The sequence below is a fragment of the Paenibacillus phyllosphaerae genome (assembly GCF_014192105.1).
Taxonomy (GTDB): domain Bacteria; phylum Bacillota; class Bacilli; order Paenibacillales; family Paenibacillaceae; genus Paenibacillus_Z; species Paenibacillus_Z phyllosphaerae.
In genome coordinates this window covers 382823-400764 of sequence record NZ_JACHXK010000004.1, presented here as the reverse complement: position 1 = coordinate 400764, position 17942 = coordinate 382823, and the positions used below count along the sequence as shown (strand labels likewise).

General features: G+C 54.4%; 19 protein-coding genes. 14 read left to right on the top strand and 5 right to left on the bottom strand.

Annotated elements, in window-relative coordinates; translation table 11 throughout:
• Nucleotides 1-40 precede the first annotated feature (40 nt).
• On the top strand, nt 41-463 hold the full coding sequence (locus FHS18_RS12070) for a VOC family protein (RefSeq protein ID WP_183600292.1): 423 nt from the start codon (nt 41-43) through the stop codon (nt 461-463).
• 205 nt (nt 464-668) lie between these two features.
• Nucleotides 669-1247, top strand: coding sequence for an LURP-one-related family protein (locus tag FHS18_RS12065; RefSeq protein ID WP_183600291.1), 579 nt, complete (start codon nt 669-671; stop codon nt 1245-1247).
• Nucleotides 1248-1318: 71 nt separating this feature from the next.
• Here FHS18_RS12065 and FHS18_RS12060 read toward each other — a convergent pair whose 3' ends face one another.
• The 3 genes from FHS18_RS12060 to FHS18_RS12050 all read right to left on the bottom strand — a co-directional run bounded on the left by FHS18_RS12060 (nt 1319) and on the right by FHS18_RS12050 (nt 4112).
• Nucleotides 1319-3235: a glycosyl hydrolase family 18 protein gene (locus FHS18_RS12060; protein ID WP_183600290.1), complete on the bottom strand. Its 1917-nt coding sequence runs from the start codon at nt 3233-3235 to the stop codon at nt 1319-1321.
• Between the two features lie 167 nt (nt 3236-3402).
• Nucleotides 3403-3684 (bottom strand): YxcD family protein, encoded by a 282-nt coding sequence (locus tag FHS18_RS12055; protein WP_183600289.1) that lies wholly within the window; start codon nt 3682-3684, stop codon nt 3403-3405.
• Nucleotides 3684-4112, bottom strand: a complete 429-nt coding sequence (locus FHS18_RS12050; RefSeq protein WP_183600288.1) for a hypothetical protein — start codon at nt 4110-4112, stop codon at nt 3684-3686. Before FHS18_RS12050 ends, FHS18_RS12055 begins: the two co-directional genes overlap by 1 nt.
• Before the next feature lie 132 nt (nt 4113-4244).
• On the opposite strand from FHS18_RS12050, the gene FHS18_RS12045 reads away from it, so the two are divergent.
• On the top strand, nt 4245-4778 hold the full coding sequence (locus tag FHS18_RS12045) for a DUF309 domain-containing protein (protein WP_183600287.1): 534 nt from the start codon (nt 4245-4247) through the stop codon (nt 4776-4778).
• A gap of 82 nt (nt 4779-4860) precedes the next feature.
• On the opposite strand, the gene FHS18_RS12040 is transcribed toward FHS18_RS12045, so the two are convergent.
• Together FHS18_RS12040 and FHS18_RS12035 are read right to left on the bottom strand one after the other, a co-directional pair.
• Nucleotides 4861-5436, bottom strand: a complete 576-nt coding sequence (locus FHS18_RS12040; RefSeq protein WP_183600286.1) for a beta-class carbonic anhydrase — start codon at nt 5434-5436, stop codon at nt 4861-4863.
• 58 nt (nt 5437-5494) lie between these two features.
• Nucleotides 5495-5812 carry an iron-sulfur cluster biosynthesis family protein gene (locus FHS18_RS12035; RefSeq protein ID WP_183600285.1) on the bottom strand — a complete coding sequence of 106 codons (318 nt, stop codon included), beginning with the start codon at nt 5810-5812 and terminating at the stop codon, nt 5495-5497.
• 130 nt (nt 5813-5942) lie between these two features.
• Here FHS18_RS12035 and FHS18_RS12030 point away from each other — a divergent pair, with 130 nt between their 5' ends.
• The 11 genes from FHS18_RS12030 to FHS18_RS34335 all read left to right on the top strand — a co-directional run bounded on the left by FHS18_RS12030 (nt 5943) and on the right by FHS18_RS34335 (nt 17880).
• On the top strand, nt 5943-7457 hold the full coding sequence (locus FHS18_RS12030) for a carboxypeptidase M32 (RefSeq protein WP_183600284.1): 1515 nt from the start codon (nt 5943-5945) through the stop codon (nt 7455-7457).
• 485 nt (nt 7458-7942) lie between these two features.
• Entirely contained in the window at nt 7943-8638 is a 696-nt protein-coding gene (locus tag FHS18_RS12025; RefSeq protein ID WP_183600283.1) for a methyltransferase domain-containing protein, read from the top strand.
• A complete protein-coding gene (locus tag FHS18_RS12020) occupies nt 8631-9776 on the top strand; it encodes an NAD(P)/FAD-dependent oxidoreductase (protein WP_183600282.1) in 1146 nt (381 codons plus the stop codon). Before FHS18_RS12025 ends, FHS18_RS12020 begins: the two co-directional genes overlap by 8 nt.
• 22 nt (nt 9777-9798) lie before the next feature.
• Complete coding sequence (locus FHS18_RS12015; protein WP_183600281.1) at nt 9799-10272, top strand: type II toxin-antitoxin system RatA family toxin; 474 nt, start codon at nt 9799-9801, stop codon at nt 10270-10272.
• Nucleotides 10265-11497: a beta-ketoacyl-[acyl-carrier-protein] synthase family protein gene (locus tag FHS18_RS12010; protein WP_183600280.1), complete on the top strand. Its 1233-nt coding sequence runs from the start codon at nt 10265-10267 to the stop codon at nt 11495-11497. The genes FHS18_RS12015 and FHS18_RS12010 overlap by 8 nt, the downstream gene beginning before the upstream one ends.
• 216 nt (nt 11498-11713) lie before the next feature.
• Nucleotides 11714-12715 (top strand): ABC transporter substrate-binding protein, encoded by a 1002-nt coding sequence (locus FHS18_RS12005; RefSeq protein ID WP_183600279.1) that lies wholly within the window; start codon nt 11714-11716, stop codon nt 12713-12715.
• Between the two features lie 34 nt (nt 12716-12749).
• Complete coding sequence (locus tag FHS18_RS12000) at nt 12750-13535, top strand: ABC transporter ATP-binding protein (RefSeq protein WP_183600278.1); 786 nt, start codon at nt 12750-12752, stop codon at nt 13533-13535.
• The gene (locus FHS18_RS11995; RefSeq protein WP_183600277.1) at nt 13536-14390 is read left to right on the top strand and encodes an ABC transporter permease; all 855 of its coding nucleotides are present in this window, start codon (nt 13536-13538) and stop codon (nt 14388-14390) included.
• A 21-nt stretch (nt 14391-14411) separates the two neighbouring features.
• Nucleotides 14412-15428, top strand: coding sequence for an aromatic acid exporter family protein (locus FHS18_RS11990; RefSeq protein ID WP_246427596.1), 1017 nt, complete (start codon nt 14412-14414; stop codon nt 15426-15428).
• A gap of 305 nt (nt 15429-15733) precedes the next feature.
• Complete coding sequence (locus FHS18_RS11985) at nt 15734-16285, top strand: outer spore coat protein CotE (RefSeq protein ID WP_183600276.1); 552 nt, start codon at nt 15734-15736, stop codon at nt 16283-16285.
• Nucleotides 16286-16404: 119 nt separating this feature from the next.
• The gene (locus tag FHS18_RS34335) at nt 16405-17880 is read left to right on the top strand and encodes a putative amidoligase domain-containing protein (protein WP_183600275.1); all 1476 of its coding nucleotides are present in this window, start codon (nt 16405-16407) and stop codon (nt 17878-17880) included.
• Nucleotides 17881-17942: the final 62 nt, after the last annotated feature.

Below are 17942 nucleotides of genomic sequence, written 5' to 3'. Positions count from 1 at the left end.
AGATCTTTGGAGCAACCACAATTGAAGGGGAGCGATAACGATGGCTGTTGATGCTTATCTGAATTTCAAAGGAAACTGTAGGGAAGCGGTGGAATTTTACGCGGAGGCTTTCGGTACCGAACAACCGAAATTTATGACTTTCGGCGAAATCCCGGCAAGTCCGGAGCATCCGGTACCAGATGAAGCGAAAAATTGGATCATGCACACTCGCCTCAAGATTAGCGGCAGCAATGTGATGTTCTCCGACGTATTCCCAGGCATGCCTTTCACGGAAGGTAACAACATCAGCTTAGCGCTTGTCACGGATAGCAAGGAAGAGCTGGTCTCGGCCTATGAGAAGCTTAAAGAAGGCGGTACGGTGATCATGGAGCTGCAAGAAACATTCTGGGCTCCGTACTACGGCAGCGTTCGGGACAAGTTCGGCATCGAATGGCAATTTAACCTTGGCATGAGTGAGATGTAAGTTCAACTTGATAAGTTTCACGTCAAAACCGTAAAGCCTTGTGGCTTCACGGTTTTTGTTTTTGTTTTTGTTTCATGTAGTTTCAACGGTTAGGACTTAACGGACGAAGACATGAATTACGAAGGGACTGTCAAATGAAGGAAGGGTTTCCGAATTTCCTATCGAATTCTAACAGTTAACAACATAAGGAATCGAGGGTAACTTCATGAATGACAAATTCAGTCACACGCAATTCTTAGTACGCAAAAAAGTCCTTTCGCTTGTCGGCGCGAAGTTTCATATCTACGATAATCAAGAACAGCTAGTGATGTTCTCCCAGATGAAAGCTTTTAAGCTCAAGGAGGACATTCGACTTTACAGCGATGAGTCGATGCAGGAGGAGCTCATCACCATCCAAGCACGCAGCGTCATAGATTTCTCCGCAACGTACGATGTCGTGGACGCAGTTACAGGCGAACATATCGGCTCCTTGCGGCGCAAAGGGATGAAATCCATCCTCAAAGACGAGTGGATCATTCAGGACAAGGACGAAACCGAGATCGGGTTGATCAAAGAGGATAGCGCATTAATGGCGTTGCTCCGAAGATTCCTCACCAATCTGATCCCGCAAAAATTCAACGTCACGCTCGGCGGTGTTCAATCAGCTGTGTTCTATCAGAACTTCAACCCGTTCGTCAGTAAGTTGAACGTCGACTTCTTGATTAATCGGGATCGACAGCTCGATCGTCGATTAGGGCTTGCTGCAGCGGTATTGCTGCTTGCGATTGATGGCAAGCAGGGGTAAACAGAAGAGGAAGGACAACAAACAGAAGGCGCTGGGCAATCATGCCTTAGCGCCTTCTGCTCTCCTATATGTTATTTGGTTTGCAGAAGCATCGTCCACAGATCTTCGCTCTCATAACCGAGGCGCCATGCCGCGACGCCAGCCAAGTCATACTTCTTGGCGATGGCGACGCGAGCCTTAACCGTGCTTGCCGTCTCAGCCCAGAAGACGTACGTATAGCCGTCTTTCGTATACGTGTATTTCATTTGGCCGGATTCCGCATCGAGCACGCCCTTTGCATTGTTTTGCGCGATAAGAGAGGGCACTTCTTTCATGTAGATGGCCTTGTTACCTACAAGCTTGCCTGAGCCATCCAGCTGCCATTGACGGACATAGAATGGAATGCCTAGCACAAGCTTGCTGCGAGGAATTCCGTACGACAAGTATTGCTGAACGCCTTCCTCGATCCAAGCAAGACCGCCCACCGATCCCGGCTCCGTGCTGCCGCTCCAATGTTCGTCATAGGCCATGATCATCACTTTATCTACGATTTGGCCTAGCGCGGCTTGGTCGTAAGCGGTCTGAGCGTTCCAAGCGACATCCCCGCGAGGGAGGTCGACCGAGATTTGCAGTCCTTTCTTATGAAGGGCTTCTGTCAGATCACGCACGAACTCCGTGTACAAGGCACGATCGCCTCCGTATAAACCTTCGAAGTCAAGGTTCATACTAGGAACACCGAGCTCGACGAGACGATTGACCAATGTATTGATGAATTTCGTTTGCGCCGCCGGGTTTTTCAAGAATGCGCGTGTGAGATCATTGTCGAACTGGTTGTGCACGAGCGGCTCGACGGCAATGCCCGACGCCTTCATTTGCGTTACAACCGCAGGATCGGAGTTGTCCGAGATGCTGCCGTCCGCATTCGTCAGGACGAACCAGGTCGGCGAGGTCGTATCAAGACCTTGCGTATTGGCGACCTGCGATAAGACGGTATTCGTATTTGAAGTTCCGTTCCAGCCGTAATACGTCATCTTGCTGAGATTGTTCCAGATTGCCCGGCCGTCGCTTGTCATAACGACGGAATCTTGCAGATTGCTCGCAAAATAAACCGCCGCTTGACGTGTATGGAACGTGCCAAGCGTCTGGTCGTCCCGCACGACTTTCAAGTAAGGGGTGTTGGTCCACCACTCCTTGCCATCCTTCACGATCGCGGAACCAGCCAAGCTTCTTGCATAATAGATCGCATTCTCCAGGTTGAAGAACGATTTGACGCTGCGTCCGTTCTGCGTCACGGTGAAAGGTGCGACGTTCTGATGCACCGTTACGCCGGTAGCTACATTAACGACGGAGCTGCCGCTAATTTTGGCTGCCGCGGCAATGGCATCCTGCAAGTAGCTGTAATGCGTATTAGATGCCGCTTCTCCGGCAACAGTAATCGTATATGATTTTGCCCCCGCACGTTGCGATGTTTTCTGAGCGGCAGTCAGGTTATCCCATACCCACTGATTCGTCGTCAGATCGATCACATGCATATTGCCGTAATACTTGGCAACGGCTTTCGCTTGGGCTAGCGAAGCGAAACTCCAATTCGCATTGGTCTTGTCGCCTTGGTATAGCTGGTATTTGGCATATGTCGCATATACCCAGCCGGATTGCTGCAGATCGCGAATTTGAGCGAACTTAAGCGTCTTGGCATAGGCCTGCGCTTGGGCTAGCGTTTGAAAATCTTTGCTAGCCGACGAAATGCCGTTCGAATAGACTTTGTATTTCGGCAGATTGTCCCATGTCCAAACGCGGTTCGTTATTTTCTCTACGTGAGCGTAGGAGAAGTTCTTAGCGTAGGCAATCGCTTGCCCTTCGGTCGTAAACTCTTTAATTGCCTTATCGTTCTGATAGACGCGGTACTGCGATGATTTATCTATAATTGCGCTCCCCGCAGAGGCGGTTGCTGTTACAGTCGTTTGCAAAGCCAGAGCTGCTGCGAGTATGACGCTCCACTTGTTTTTCATCCGATGTATCGTCTCCTCTCATGTTCATGCCTCCTAATAGACGCAAGTTAAGAGAAGAGGTTGCGGAATCTAGCGAATTACCGAATTTTACTAGTATAAGCGTGTATGTTCGCAGCATAGAAAAAAGACCGAAGCGCCACATGGCTTCGGTCTTTCTTGAATCCGCATTAGTCTGCAATATCTGCCCAGAACTCTTCGTCAGCGTCCAACGTAATCTGGGAACGGAAGACGCGGCGGTTATATTGGGTGTACATATATTGTTCGATGGCTTCGAGCAGATTAGCTTCAACCAGGTACTGGCTCCGGCCTTGCACCCATACTTCCGCGGTAAAGCCGTACTGTTCGTCCCAAGCGAGCTGTGCTTCAACCTCGGAAGGGGATACGCCTTTGCGATCGGCAATGTTCTTGCAGACCGCATTGATGATCTCATCGGTATAGATACGAACCATTAGTAACGTCCGCGGTCATTCGGGAATTGTGGCTTGCGGCGATTCTTGAAGTACATATAGATACCGCGGATCGCCATGATCAAGATGACGATTGCGAATACGTTAAGCATTAATCCGATAATGTTGCCCAGGAAACCCATGCCCGCGAACATGCTGCCGAACAGGAGACCTGCGATACCGCCGATCATTAGACCCTTCATTAAGCCGCCGCCGCTGAAAAATCCTCTTTTTGTGGTAGCAGCGGTAGACGTTGTGCCTGCTTTGGTGCCGGTGTTGCTTTGTTGTACGTTATCGGTCGATTTCTTTGGCGTTTGCGTGTAACTTTGCTTCGGTGATTTGATCGCGCCTCTTGGCTTCGCGTCTGCCGTAGTGGCAAATATAGCGAAGATCAGTGTGAACGCCATCATGAGCAACAACCCTTTTTTCATCTGTACTTCTCCTCCAGTAGATCAATCTGATGTTTTCATTGCCTTACCGTACAATTACGTCTAATATAATCAAAGGTTTCATTTTTCATGCGGAACTGTCGGAAGTAGACATGCGAGGGTGGAGGAGTCTCTATGCGAATAGACGGGCGCGAAGCGGGCTATCCCGAGGCTTATAGGTTATATCTCGTTGAATTCCACGCTACGAGAGATTATTTTGAATGCCATGAACTGCTCGAGGAATATTGGAAGAGCCAGCCTGACGACCCTTTCGCTCAACAGTGGGTCGGTTTGATCCAGGTTGCGGTCGGCAGTTATCACCATCGGAGAGGCAATCATTCAGGCGCCGTGAAGATGTTCCGGCAAGCACGTATGCGTCTTACCATAGAACAGTTGGAAACGCTTGGGCTAGACGGAATAGCGACGCAAGCTGCGCTTGACGAAAGGATCCAGGCTGTGGAACAGGAGCTTCCGTTCACGGACCTGAATCTTCCTATTAAGGATGTACAGCTGCTGTGGGCTTGTAAGGCCAAGGCGGCGGAAGAAGGATATCCGTGGGGATTGCCGAGCCGCGCTGACCAAGCACTGACCGAGCGGCATCGACTGCGCGACCGCAGCGACGTTATTGCCGCAAGGCAGGCGGCGGTGGAGGCCAAAGGGCGCAAGTAATCACTGCCGGATCGCAAGTAACGCAACAAAAAGAGCTTTTCTCCAAGATCTGATCTTAGGAGGAAAGCTCTTGTCATATAAGCTAGGATTGTTGCAAATGTTCGTAACCGTTCACGATGAGATCCAACTTGCCGGATTCCGGATGAATGATGAGGCCATGGACAGGCGTGCCGGCTGGCAGCAACGGGTGGTTGCGGACGATGCTCACGCTGTTCTCGACGCTTTCTTTGACATTATCAAAGCCGGTGAGCCAACGGTTCAAGCTAATGCCGGAATGGACCAGCGTGTTGATCGTTTCTTGCTCGACGCCGCGTTCTTTCATTTTGCTGATTACCTTCTGCGAGTTCAACCCCGTCATGCCGCATTCGTAATGGCCGACGATCAAGACCTCTTCCGCGCCAAGTTCATAGACGGCAACGAGGATACTGCGCATAATATTGCCGAATGGCTGCGTCACGATCGCGCCGGCATTCTTAATGATTTTGGCGTCGCCGTTGCGAAGGTTCAGCGCTTTGGGCAGCAGTTCAGTCAAGCGGGCATCCATACAGGTGACGACGGTTAATTTCTTATCCGGGAATTTGGTCGTCATATATTGCTCGTACTGACGATTCTCTACGAATTCCTCATTGAAGGCTAGAATATGCTCCAATCTGCTCATGACTACTCTCTCCCCATTCTTGTTTATCTCTATCGGTCAAGCTGCCCTTGCGCGGGCGTTATTTCAGCAGCCGCAGATTCGTCGTATAGGTCTGGTTGTCGCTCTTAAGGATGAAGGCGTTGCGGGCCGCGTTGAAATCGATCTTCAGGTAATCTTCGAAAAACACTTCGTAATTCGGCTCATACCAGACGGCGTAAGGGTCGCCCGTCCCTTGCTTATCCCCGAAGAAAGAGGTATCAATCAGCTGAAGCGTCGGTACTCCGTTCATCACGCATCCGCATCCTTCCGTATCATAGAGCAGTCTCAGCTCCTTGCCTGTCCCTTCAAGCTCCGGTGTCAGTCGATCGATTGCAGCAGGGGTAAAGGTGAAATGCATAGCGTACAGCTCCTTTCGAATGTCGATTTCGCGAGTAAACGATTAAAGTTGATTATACGTTTTGCAAAATGTACTATCAAGTAGTAGGAGTCATTACCCTCTTATACCATTAACGAAAGGTGGACGGCTTGTGAGCGTAAATAAAGAAGAAGTGTTGCAGTTGTTCCGTGAACGAATCGGACAGATTAAGAGCTATGAAGAAGCTCTCGGCGTTTTGTTTTGGGATATGCGCACAGGAGCGCCCCGCAAAGGGACGGAATCCCGTTCCAAGGCGATCGGCGTGCTATCCTCTCAAGCGTTCGCCTTGCAGACAGGCGAAGACCTTGGCCAGTGGCTAACCGCGCTGGAACAGCCGGAAATATTGAATACGCTTGGCGAGGTAGATCAGCGGCTCGTGACCGAGACGCGCAAGGATTATGACCGCAGCGTCAAAATTCCTCCGAAGCTTCACGAAGAATATGTAATCCTGACCTCGGAGGCGGAATCCTTCTGGGAACAGGCGAAGGAAACCGGCGATTACGCTTCGTTCCAACCGTACTTAGACAAAATCATTACATATACGAACAAGTTTATCGACCTATGGGGAGCGAAGGAAACCCGCTACGATACATTGCTGGATATGTATGAGCCCGGCATAACAACCGCCGAGCTGGACCGCGTATTCGGCGGCTTGCGCGAGAAACTGGTGCCGCTCGCCGCAGCCATCGCTGCTTCTCCGCATCAGCCGGATACCAGCTTCCTGAAGCAAAACTACGACAAAGACGCGCAGAAGAAATTCAGCAAATTCATCTTAGAGCAGATCGGCTTCGATTTCGAAGCTGGACGGCTCGATGAGAGCGTGCATCCGTTTGCGACCGGCCTAAGCACGGGCGACGTACGGATTACGACCCGCTATCTGGCAGACGATGTCACGAGCGCGTTGTTCGGTACGATCCATGAGTGCGGCCATGCGCTGTACGAGCAGAACATCCGTGAGGATCTGCGCGGCACGACGCTATGCACGGGCACTTCGATGGGGATCCACGAATCGCAATCCCGCTTCTGGGAGAATGTCATCGGGCGCAGCCGTCCGTTCTGGAACCGGTATTTCGGCAACTTGCAGGAGCTCTTCCCAGGACAGCTGGACGTGCCGGTTGAAGATTTCTACCGCGCGACGAATGTCGTTGCGCCATCCCTCATTCGGATTGAGGCGGATGAGCTAACCTACAACCTGCACATCATTATCCGCTATGAGATCGAGAAGCTGATCTTCAATGAAGGCGTAACCGCAGCCGAACTGCCGGCGCTGTGGAACCAGAAGTATCAAGAATATCTGGGCATTACGCCAGAGAATGACGCGGTAGGCGTCCTGCAAGATGTTCACTGGTCCGGCGGTGCATTCGGTTACTTCCCATCGTACTCGCTCGGCAATATGTATGCCGCGCAGATGACGGAGACGCTCGAACGAGAACTTCCGAACGTATGGGAGCTTGTGGGCAAAGGCGAGCTTCACCCGATTAAGGATTGGCTCACCGATAAGGTATATCAATACGGCAAGCTGCGCACGCCAGCCGAGCTTATTACGGCCATTACAGGCAAACCGTTGGATCCGCAATATCTGGTCGATTACCTGGAGCGCAAGTATAAGGATATTTACAAACTGTAGTTTCAATAAGCTTGGAAACAGCCACAGGGGCGAAGCCTCTGTGGCTTATTTGCATTCGCGTAAGAAGCTGAGCAGTCTGCACAATACGAACAATAAAGTAAGCGTGTCCACAAAAGTGGACGTCAAGCGAGAGTCTGCTGGGTTGATGTTCAAACGAGATGACACAACAGGTCATCACCTCAAGGCACCAAAGTGGTGAACGAAGTTCGAACGAAGAGCTTTGTTCCAACGGAACAAAAGCGGGCCAACCACGAAAGGACTCATCGAAGACGGCCGCGTATCGAGTCTCGCTGATTATGGGTGTCCAGAGGGTGATAACCCTTGGTTCCCCTCGGCGGAGGGGGAAGGGGCGAGGGAGAACGTGGTGTCCAGAGGGCGGTTGCCCTTTGGTTCTCCTCCATTGGAGGAGGAAGGAGGTGAGAATTATGGATATTTTTCACAAAAAAGAAAAAGCTAAAGGAATAAGACGGTAAAGGAGGTCAGACTTGGAACGGTTATTGGACAAAGAGCTGCTCGACGACGAGCATGCCGTCGACGACACGGAACTGATGAACAGCTTGCGCGAGGTGTGGCAAGTAAACCGTTATTTGGGCGGCAACCCAGCGCTATTCCGGCATCTGAAGCAGATGATAACCGCAATAGAGCGAGATCGGGCGATCCGCTTGCTCGATGTCGCGACTGGCCTTGCCGATATTCCGGTTGCCCTCGCCCACTGGGCCGACAAGAGGTCCATTACCCTCGACATTACGGGGGTGGATATTCATCCGCGTATTACCGAGCTGGCCGCCAACCGGACGGCACAAACGGGGCGAATTCGGATCGAACAAGGCGACGGGCGAAGACTAGCGTTCGATGATGGCGCTTTTGATATCGGCTTCAGCAATCTGGCGCTTCATCACCTCGATGAAGAAGATGCGATTCTTATGATTCGCGAGCTGTCCCGGGTTTGCCGGACCGGCTGGGTCGTCGCTGACCTGGAGCGTCATCCTGCCGCGTATGCAGCCGCCAGATTGTTGGCCAGATTCGTATGGCGCAGCCCGGTGACAAGGCATGACGGCCCGTTATCGGTGCGCCGATCCTACACGGCGCCGGAGCTTCGCGAGCTGTTGCGGCGAGCGGGGGTGCAAGGGAACGTGTACCGTCACTTTCCTTACCGCCTGGCAGTGGTTGGACATGGATAAGCCGGATGTCATTATCGTGGGAGCCGGTCCGGCTGGAAGCACGATGGCCAGGCTTCTGGCTCGTCACGGCATCCAGGTCCTATTGCTCGAGGCCAAACGCCATCCTCGGCGCAAACCTTGCGGCGAGTCGCTTAATCCCGGAGCGGTACAAGCATTGAGGCGAATGGGTCTGAACCTGGAGCAGCCCATAATTGTGGAAGCTCCTGTCATAGAGGGCTGGCGGCTTCATTTTAATCGTACGAAGCTAGCGGTACAATTCCCTGGCAGCGTCCGCGGCATAACCTGCGCAAGAGACAAGTTGGATCATTGGCTCGTCGATGAAGCGGTACAGGCAGGCACGGAGCTGTGGCAAGGGGTCCGAGTCGAGCGGCTGCTGCGTGAGAACGGTCGTGTAACCGGCGTTCTCTGCCGGATGGAGAACGGACAAACCGTGAAGAAACAAGCTCGGCTCATTATCGGAGCGGATGGACTAAGATCCACGGTTGGCCGTGAGGCAGGGCTTACGAAGCTAGGTCAGCTGCGCAAGGCGGCATTCACCTTCCATATGGAAGGTGTTCGGGAACTCGATCCCTTCATTGAATTGCATTTGCAAAAAGGAATGGTCGTTGGCATGGCTCCTGTCGGAGAGGGACTAGCGAACTTAACGGTTGGCATGCCTTCCGAGCTGGCAAAGAACGCGGCGCGCCGCAAGGAAGACTTCGTCCGCGAGGTGTTGGGGCAGATGCCTCATCTGACGAAGCGGATCGAAACGGCCAGGCTGACCGACGCCCTGTTAGGCTGTGGTCCATTCGAATGCAGGGGCAGCGCCGCTGCAGCAGGTGTCATCCTAATTGGCGATGCAGCCGGTTATTATGATCCGCTGACCGGTCAAGGCATCTATCGCGCGTTGCGGTCGGCGGAGATGGCAGCTCCGATGGTCATGGCCGCGCTTCGTTCTGGCTTAGATGGGCCGCTGTATCGATACAACAGGATCATTAGGGAAGAGTTCGCGAACGCGGGAAGGCTGCAGCGCTATATTGAGCTGGCGAGCAGATCACCCCTAGTGTTCAAGAGCGCACTGCGGGGGCTGGCGCTTAATCGGTTTTGGCGCGAGCGTCTCACATCCGTGATCGGGGACATCGTGCCAGACGGGATATAGAACAGATGAGGGGAATACGTAGATGCGTACATGGAATGAGATTGAGATCAATTGTTCACCGGAGCAGGCATTCAATTATGCGCGAAGAGTGGATTTGTGGCCGGAGCGGTTGGCCCATTACCGGAAGGTTCGGGTGCTGGAGGGCGATCTTACAAGCCGTGCGCTTGTCGAGATGGCCGCTTACCGCCAGTTCGAAAAGCTGAATTGGCCGGTATGGTGGATCAGCAAGATGGAAGTGCTGCCAGGCGATCTGCGCATTTGCTATGAGCATATCAGGGGCGTGACCAAAGGGATGGAAGTAGAGTGGCGGCTTGAAGCGAGCGATAATGGAGGGACCAAAGCAACGATCGTCCATGAGTGGAAGCAGCCTCCTGTCGGAAGGCGCATGGCCGGAGGCTTCATCGGCCACGTATTCGTGCATCATATTGCAGATCAGACGCTGCTCGGCCTGAAACAAGCGGCCGAACAGCAATTGGAGGTGGCTGTGAATGCTTAATCGCCGCGCAGTGATTACGGGAATTGGCTGTATCACGCCGATTGGGATCGGCGCACAGCAGTTATGGGAAGGGGTACAGCGGGGAACGAGCGCGGTACGCCGCATCGATAGATTCGAAGCGGGCAGCCTGAGGAGCCGCATTGCAGCCCAGGTGACGAGCTTCGATCCGCTGATCTATATGGATAAGAAGCGGGCGCATCGGATGGACCGCTATTCGCAGTTGGCCGTTGCTGCGGGTTCGTTGGCTCTGCAGCATGCCGGTATCAGCCCGGAACAGACCGACCCAGAACGTGTCGGGATCTTCATGGGTAGCGCGCTTGGCGGCATCGCTTATGCCGAAGAGCAATGCGGGCAGTTCATGAGCGGCGGTTATCGCGCGGTTTCGCCAACGCTTGGTTTTTCAGTATTCGGCGGAGCGGCCTCCTGTAATATGGCGATGGCCTTCGGCTTCAACGGTCCGAATGAGACCAATGCCATGTCTTGCGCTTCAGGCGCAGTGGCGATCGGCAGAGCGCTGCAGTCAATCCGCAGAGGCGAAGCGGACATCGTGCTGGCCGGGGGTTCCGAGGCGCCGCTCGCGCCGCTGTCATTCGGAGCCTTCGATATGCTGCGCGCCATGTCTACCCGGAATGAAGCGCCAACGAGCGCGAGCCGGCCGTTCGACCGCAATCGGGACGGATTCGTCATGGGTGAAGGGGCTGCGGTGCTTATTATCGAGGATGAAGCCCACGCGAGGGCAAGGGGCGCGACGATTATTGCCGAGCTTAGCGGCTTTGGGGTCAGCAATGATGCCCATCATATGAGCGTCCCGCTGCCGAGCGGTTCCCAGGCCGCGCGTGCGCTGAGACAAGCGCTGGCTGATGCGGATATGGGTGAGGACGAGGTGCATTACATCAATGCGCATGGTTCTTCTACGCCGCTGAATGATGTAACGGAATCGAAGGTGATCCGCTCCGTGTTCGGCAGCCGGCCGGTGGCGGTGAGCGGAACGAAGGGGCTGTACGGACATCCGCTCGGCGCATCCGGAGCGATCGAAGCGGCAATTACCTGCATGGCATTGCAGGAAGGCTGGCTGCCGCCAACGGCCAATCTAGAGGAGCCTGACACCGAGGCGGATATCGATCTTATCGCAAGGGTGGGACGTGTGGTGCGGGCTGCAGCAGCCGTATCGAACTCTTACGGATTCGGCGGCATTAACGCAACGCTTGCTTTTCGCAGAGCGTAAATGCAGGACTTTGGGAGCAAAGGGCATGTTCGATTGTCCTTGTGTTTTGGATAGAATCATCGCCTAATTGTCAATGACAGCTCATTTTGTGACCCTTTTCAATAGGAGAAGGGTCTTTTTGTTTTGTCTTTTTACTGGGCGAATGGGTAACAGGTGCTGGGCGAATTGCATACGGTGTAGTACATCTATGTTTCGTAAGAGGAGAGGCGAAGTGGAATGAACAGAAAATTCGGGGCGGTGCTGCTCGCGGTCGTCATGACGGTTGTGCTATTGGCCGGTTGCGGAGGCGGCGGAAATTCGGAAGGTCCGGTAAAGGTGAAAATCGGCGAAGTTACGCGTTCGTTATTCTATGCGCCGGAATACGTCGCGCTCGCGGAAGGTTTTTTCGAGGAAGAAGGACTCGACGTAGAGCTTACAACGACAGCCGGCGGCGACAAAACGATGACTGCGCTCCTATCCGGCAGCATCGACGTGGCGCTGGTGGGCTCGGAAACATCGATCTATGTGGCGCAGCAAGGCGCGGATGATCCAGTCATTAATTTCGCGCAGCTGACCCAGACCGATGGAACGTTCCTCGTGTCGCGCGAAGCGATCGAGAACTTCGACTGGAACTCGCTCAAAGGGACGGAATTCCTTGGACAACGCAAAGGCGGGATGCCACAGATGGCGGGCGAATTCACGCTGAAGAAGAAGGGCATTGATCCGCAGAACGATCTGACGCTGATTCAGAACGTCGATTTTGCCAACATCCCGGCGGCTTTCGCATCGGGTACCGGCGAGTACGTGCAATTGTTCGAACCGCAAGCTTCGATTATGGAACAAGAAGGCAAAGGTCACGTCATCGCTTCCTTCGGCGTCGAGAGCGGCCATCTTCCTTACACCGTCTTTATGACCAAATCAAGCTATATCGATAAAAACAGCGAGACGGTGCAGAAGTTCACGAATGCCGTCTACAAGGCGCAGCAGTGGGTTCAAGAGCATAGCCCAGAGGAAATTGCGGATGCCGTGCTTTCCTTCTTCCCGGATACGGATCGTGATATCGCGGTAAAGGTCATTGACCGTTACAAGAGCCAAGGCTCGTACGCATCGGACCCGATCGTCGATGAAGGGGAATGGAACAACCTGATCGACGTGATGACCACTGCAGGCGAACTGAGCGAGAAGCCTGCACACGATAAACTCGTGAACAATGCGTTCGCGGAAGAAGCAATGAAATAAGCTGATGTTCTAATGTAGAAAGGAGAGTCCGCCTATGGAGACGCTGCTTAAGCTGGAGGAAGTTACTCATGTCTATGTGGGCGATCAGGGAGCAAGCCTAGCGGTCGAGAATCTCAGTTTGTCAATCGGGCGCGGCGAGTTCGTCAGCCTGGTCGGGCCTAGCGGATGCGGCAAGACGACGATCCTCAGCCTGCTCGCCGGACTCCTGACGCCAACGAAAGGAACCGTCTACGCGTTAGGTGAGCCGGTACGCCGTCCTTCCCCGAAGCTGGGTTATATGCTGCAGCAGGATTATTTGTTTCCGTGGCGGACGATTCTGGAGAATGCCCAGATTGGGCTCGAATTGAACGGGATCAAGACTCCTGCGGCAACTGCTCATGTTAGGCAGCTGCTCCATGAGCTTGGACTTGGCGGCACGGAGCAGCGGATGCCTTACGAGCTGTCTGGCGGGATGCGTCAACGGGCGGCGTTAGTCCGGACGCTGGCGACGGAACCCGACGTGCTGCTGCTCGACGAACCGTTCTCGGCGCTCGATATGCATATCAAGCTGCAGCTGGAGGATTTGGTCCATACGACGCTAGAGGCCAGAGGCAAGACGGCTGTTCTGGTCACGCACGATCTGGCAGAAGCAGCCGCCATGAGCGACAGGGTCGTCGTACTCGCCCCTAACCCGGGACGGATACAGGCCATCTATGAGATGCCGAAGGCGCTGCGGGAACTTCCGCCGACCGAAGCGAGAAAACAGCCGGAGTTCCAAGGGGTATTCGAACAATTGTGGGAAGCGCTGGAGTCCGGCGAGGCTGAAGGAGGTGAAGCTTAGATGAGCAGGAATCATGAAGCTGGCCGTCAGAAGGAGCAACATAACGGGGAAGCTTGGCTTAGCGAGCTTCATCACCAACATGTCGCGAAGGAACGGAAAAGGACGTGGGCGGTACGGATCGCGCAAGCGGTGCTGCTGGTAGCCTTCTTCGGCTTGTGGGAAGCGGCCGGCCGCAACAAGTGGATCGATGTGCTCTTGTTCAGTTACCCGAGCAAGTTGTTCGCCCATCTATGGAAGACGCTGCTGGACGGCACTTTGCTGCCCCACACCGGCATTACGGTGCTGGAGACCATCGTTGGTTTTGTGCTCGGCACGTTGCTTGGCACGATCATCGCCGGGTTGTTATGGTGGTTCTCCTTCGCTTCCCGCGTACTGGACCCCTATCTGGTCGTGCTTAACAGTATGCCGAAGGTGGCGCTCGGTCCGCTCTTCATCGTCGGCTTCGGCCCCGGCATGACCGCGATCGTCGCGACGACCTTGTCCGTAACGGTCATCATTACGACGCTCGTCATCTACAATCGTTTCCGCGAGGTGGATTCCGGCTATATTAAAGTCGTCCGCTTGTTCGGAGGCTCCCGATGGCAGATCTTCCGGAATGTCATCCTGCCGGATTCCTTTGCCGTTATCATTTCGCAGCTCAAGGTCAATGTCGGTCTCGCGTGGGTCGGGGTTATCGTCGGCGAGTTCCTCACTTCGAAGGCCGGTCTCGGTTATCTCATTATTTATGGCTTCCAGGTGTTCAACTTTACGATCGTCCTCTCCAGTCTGCTGGTCATTGCGGTTGTCGCGACTGTTATGTACCGCCTGGTGTCTGCGCTGGAGCACCGGTTGACGCGAAAAGGCCAAGAGGAGTAGGATGGAAGGAAAACCGTGCCAATGCACGGGCAGGAAAGTGTCGGGAGCAACATGGGGATTCGCGTGATCAAAACAGCGCTCGCCGCTCTGGCGGCGATCTATACAGCCTTCTATCTAGGCCTTGAGCCTGCATTAGCAGCCGGCCTGTTAGCCATTCTCGGCGTAGAAGTGACTCGGATGAAGGGGCTGAAGAGCGCCTTCGTTCGTTTTGTCGCTTCCGTGCTGGGTCTTTTTTTCGCTTCGATCTTGTTTTTGCTGCTCGGGTTTCATATTTGGACCATCTCGCTCTTCATTTTAATTGCGTTTCCGATCCTCTCGCGGCTCCAGCTCAAAGACGGCATCACGACAAGCGCGGTCATCGTCTTCCACGTGTATGCGCGCGAAGAAGTGACTTGGGGACTGATCGGCAACGAGGTGATGCTCCTGATTGTCGGCCTGGGCTTCGCTACGGTTGTGAACATGCTGTACATGCCGCGCGAAGATGAGAAGCTTCTTGCGCTGCGCCACCGGACGGAGGCGCTCTTCGGGACGTTATTCGAACGAATGGCTCAGACGCTGCGCAATCCCGCGGAAGTATGGAGCGGCTCGGAACTGCTGGAAGCGTCGAACGTGGTCCAAGAGGGATTGAGGCGGGCGGAGATGGGGCTCGAGAATCGGGTATGGGGCCAAAATACGCAACATTTGCGGTATTGGCGGACGTATTTCGAGATGCGACACTTACAGTTGGATTCAATCTCCCAGATGCTGCTGCGGCTGGCGCTTGTCTATGAGAAGCTGCCTCAAGGCGAGTTGGCGGCTGAATTGTTCGATCTGCTGGCCGATGAGGTGAAATCCGATGTGTACGAGGGCGGCGTGGAGCGCCAGCTGGAGCTGCTGGTGTCCCGATTCCGCGCGATGCCGCTGCCGGAGAGCCGGGAAGAATTCGAGATGCGCGCGGCGATTCTGGAGATGATTCATGAATTGAACCGTTATTTGGCCATGGCGAAGAAAATGAAACGTCAGAAAGCCGAGACGAAACGGCTCATGACGGCGCTATAAAGGAGCGCAGGCTCGATCCGGTAAGCGACTCTCCCATCTCATCCTATATGAACAGCAATAGAGCGGTCCCGATTATGGGCCGCTCTATTTTTCACGCTGACCGTGCATATCTAAGCATTCTAGATTCGGAAGACCGAACGTATAGTGATAGTAAGCCGCCAGCCAGTCGGGATTTCGTTATTAGGCAACAGGTGTCTCTTACGCGCGAAGGAAACATTTCTATAATTGTTCCACTTCGCTTATCAACAAACGCCTATGTCCTGCATATGCTTTAATTGAATGATTGTATGGAGGAGGTTAAATCGATGACTAGTGCAGATAAACAGCTTCAGCGTAGAGAGATAATAACGAAAGCTGTCTGCGGCAAGGGTCGTAAGTTTTCCACAGTAACTCACACCGTCACGCCGCCTCATCATCCTACCAGTATTCTGGGCGCCTGGATTATTAACCACCAATACGAGGCGGTTCGCTCCGGTGACGGGATCGAAGTAATTGGTACTTACGATATTAACATCTGGTATTCGTATAACAAGAACTCGCAAACCGATGTTGCGAAAGAAACGCTCTCCTACGTGGAGAACGTGCCGCTCTCCTATCTGGATCCGAAGCACCGGGCTTCCACGGAAGAAGTAGCGGCAGAGTCGACGCAAGAGCCGAATTGCATCGAAGCGAACATCTCATCGAGCGGTTCGAGCGTTGTGGTTCGCGTCGAGCGTGAATTCGCGGTCGAACTGATCGCCGAGACCAAGGTTGTCGTCGCTGTTTTCCCAGGCAGCTATGATGACGACAAAGACATTGACTTCGGCGACGGCGATTTCGAGGATCTGGATCCGGAACTGTTGGACGACGAGCTGTAAGTTAGCGGCTTACAGACCGTATGCTGTATCGTATGCGGCAAGGGAAAGGAATTCGAGGGCGTAAGCCCTCTTTTTTTTCGAAAAAAAGCGATATACGCTGCGTAGCTGGAGGCGATCGGGTGGCAGGCAAGCTGTGGATATGGGGAAGGCAGCAAGCAGGCACGCTGCCTCGCGCATGGAAGGACGGAAATCCGGATGAAGAGGACGTTGTTCTCGTCTGGGGCGATGCGGCGTTACCGGAGGCCGGTGCATCGCTGCCGGTCATGCATATGTGGAACGCAAAGGCGCATAGCTTCTCGCTGCTCCCTTGGCGCGAGGTCCACAGGCGGCTGAGCCGTGTTGGCGTGGAGGCGGTCAACAGGGATCAGCGGGCGACTGTGCGATCTAGCGCTCATACGGGGAATAACGCGTTAGCGTCAGGCGGAAGCAGCCGGCTTGCGGAGCGATGGAAGATCGTCCGGCTGCTTCGGGTCGTCGTCTGGCAGCACCAGGTGCTTCGGGTCGAACGGATGAATCGGCAGGAGGGCGCGCCTGCGGCAAGCTCCCTACATTCGACGGTGCTCAAGCCCGAAGAGGTGCTCCATCGGCGGGCGGGCAAGACGGCTATCAAAGCGCTTTATGCGCTGCAGTTGGATTTGGCCGCGATCGATCTGTTGCTGAAGGAAGACGGAAGCTGCCAGGTTGTAAGCATTCATCTGCCTACCCATCAGAAGCTGCCGGATCAGACATGGGATTGGGAGGCGGTGGTGCAGCGGATCTCGGAGAGATGGCGTTCATCGAAGTCTATCCGATCGGCCGCCGCGAAGCCGATCCTGGTCGGCGCGGATCCGGAATTTCTGCTCATGAGCGCCGAAGGGAAAGTCGTGCCGGCTCATCGTTATTTGGGAGATGGGTATGGCGCAGGAACGGACACCGTATATATCGGTGGCAAAATCGTCCGGATCGTAGCGGAACTTCGTCCGGCTCCGGCTGAAACCGTCGATGTGCTGATGGCGAGGATTCGCAAGTTGCTGCAGCAGGCCGCTTCCCGTATTAACGATCCTACGCTGCGGCTCGCGGCAGGCGCGATGCCGGCGCCGGGACTTGCGCTTGGCGGCCATATTCACCTCAGCGGCGTGGAACTGACGCCAAGGCTGCTTCGCTTGTTGGACAGTTATGTGGCCTTTCCCCTGGCTATGGTTGAATCGGCAGGAGGGCGGAGCAGACGGCCCAGGTACGGGTGCTTGGGCGATACCAAACTGCAGCAGCATGGCGGGTTCGAATACCGGACGCTGCCGAGCTGGCTGCTGTCGCCGATGCTGGCGCAAGCTTCGATCGCGCTCTCTATGTTATGCGCGCATGAACAGCGGAATCTGATCTATTGCCCAGCAGAAGAGGACGTCTATGTGGAAGCTTACTACAGCGGAGATCGCAATCGGCTGTATCAGTGCCTTGAGCCGCTCGAGGCATCGATGCGGCATACAGCCGCCTACGCGGAGCTAGCGCCTTATATCGACCCGTTCATAGCCAGTCTGCGCCGCCGGGAAATATGGGATGAGTCGGCCGATCTCCGCAAGGCGTGGCGTCTGCCTCCGTTCCAGGTTGATAGGGGCTGAGCCGCCGCTATCGCGAACGCACTCATATACTGGCAGGGCGCCCGGGGTGGGAACCGTTCCTC

Excerpts from the sequence above, each read along its gene's own strand:
- FHS18_RS12070 (WP_183600292.1), top strand. The coding sequence starts at position 41 with ATGGCTGTTGATGCTTATCTGAATTTCAAAGGAAACTGTAGGGAAGCG.
- FHS18_RS12065 (WP_183600291.1), top strand. The coding sequence starts at position 669 with ATGAATGACAAATTCAGTCACACGCAATTCTTAGTACGCAAAAAAGTC.
- FHS18_RS12060 (WP_183600290.1), bottom strand. The coding sequence starts at position 3,235 with ATGAAAAACAAGTGGAGCGTCATACTCGCAGCAGCTCTGGCTTTGCAA.
- FHS18_RS12055 (WP_183600289.1), bottom strand. The coding sequence starts at position 3,684 with ATGGTTCGTATCTATACCGATGAGATCATCAATGCGGTCTGCAAGAAC.
- FHS18_RS12050 (WP_183600288.1), bottom strand. The coding sequence starts at position 4,112 with ATGAAAAAAGGGTTGTTGCTCATGATGGCGTTCACACTGATCTTCGCT.
- FHS18_RS12045 (WP_183600287.1), top strand. The coding sequence starts at position 4,245 with ATGCGAATAGACGGGCGCGAAGCGGGCTATCCCGAGGCTTATAGGTTA.
- FHS18_RS12040 (WP_183600286.1), bottom strand. The coding sequence starts at position 5,436 with ATGAGCAGATTGGAGCATATTCTAGCCTTCAATGAGGAATTCGTAGAG.
- FHS18_RS12035 (WP_183600285.1), bottom strand. The coding sequence starts at position 5,812 with ATGCATTTCACCTTTACCCCTGCTGCAATCGATCGACTGACACCGGAG.
- FHS18_RS12020 (WP_183600282.1), top strand. The coding sequence starts at position 8,631 with ATGGATAAGCCGGATGTCATTATCGTGGGAGCCGGTCCGGCTGGAAGC.
- FHS18_RS12015 (WP_183600281.1), top strand. The coding sequence starts at position 9,799 with ATGCGTACATGGAATGAGATTGAGATCAATTGTTCACCGGAGCAGGCA.
- FHS18_RS12010 (WP_183600280.1), top strand. The coding sequence starts at position 10,265 with ATGCTTAATCGCCGCGCAGTGATTACGGGAATTGGCTGTATCACGCCG.
- FHS18_RS12005 (WP_183600279.1), top strand. The coding sequence starts at position 11,714 with ATGAACAGAAAATTCGGGGCGGTGCTGCTCGCGGTCGTCATGACGGTT.
- FHS18_RS12000 (WP_183600278.1), top strand. The coding sequence starts at position 12,750 with ATGGAGACGCTGCTTAAGCTGGAGGAAGTTACTCATGTCTATGTGGGC.
- FHS18_RS11995 (WP_183600277.1), top strand. The coding sequence starts at position 13,536 with ATGAGCAGGAATCATGAAGCTGGCCGTCAGAAGGAGCAACATAACGGG.
- FHS18_RS11990 (WP_246427596.1), top strand. The coding sequence starts at position 14,412 with ATGCACGGGCAGGAAAGTGTCGGGAGCAACATGGGGATTCGCGTGATC.
- FHS18_RS11985 (WP_183600276.1), top strand. The coding sequence starts at position 15,734 with ATGACTAGTGCAGATAAACAGCTTCAGCGTAGAGAGATAATAACGAAA.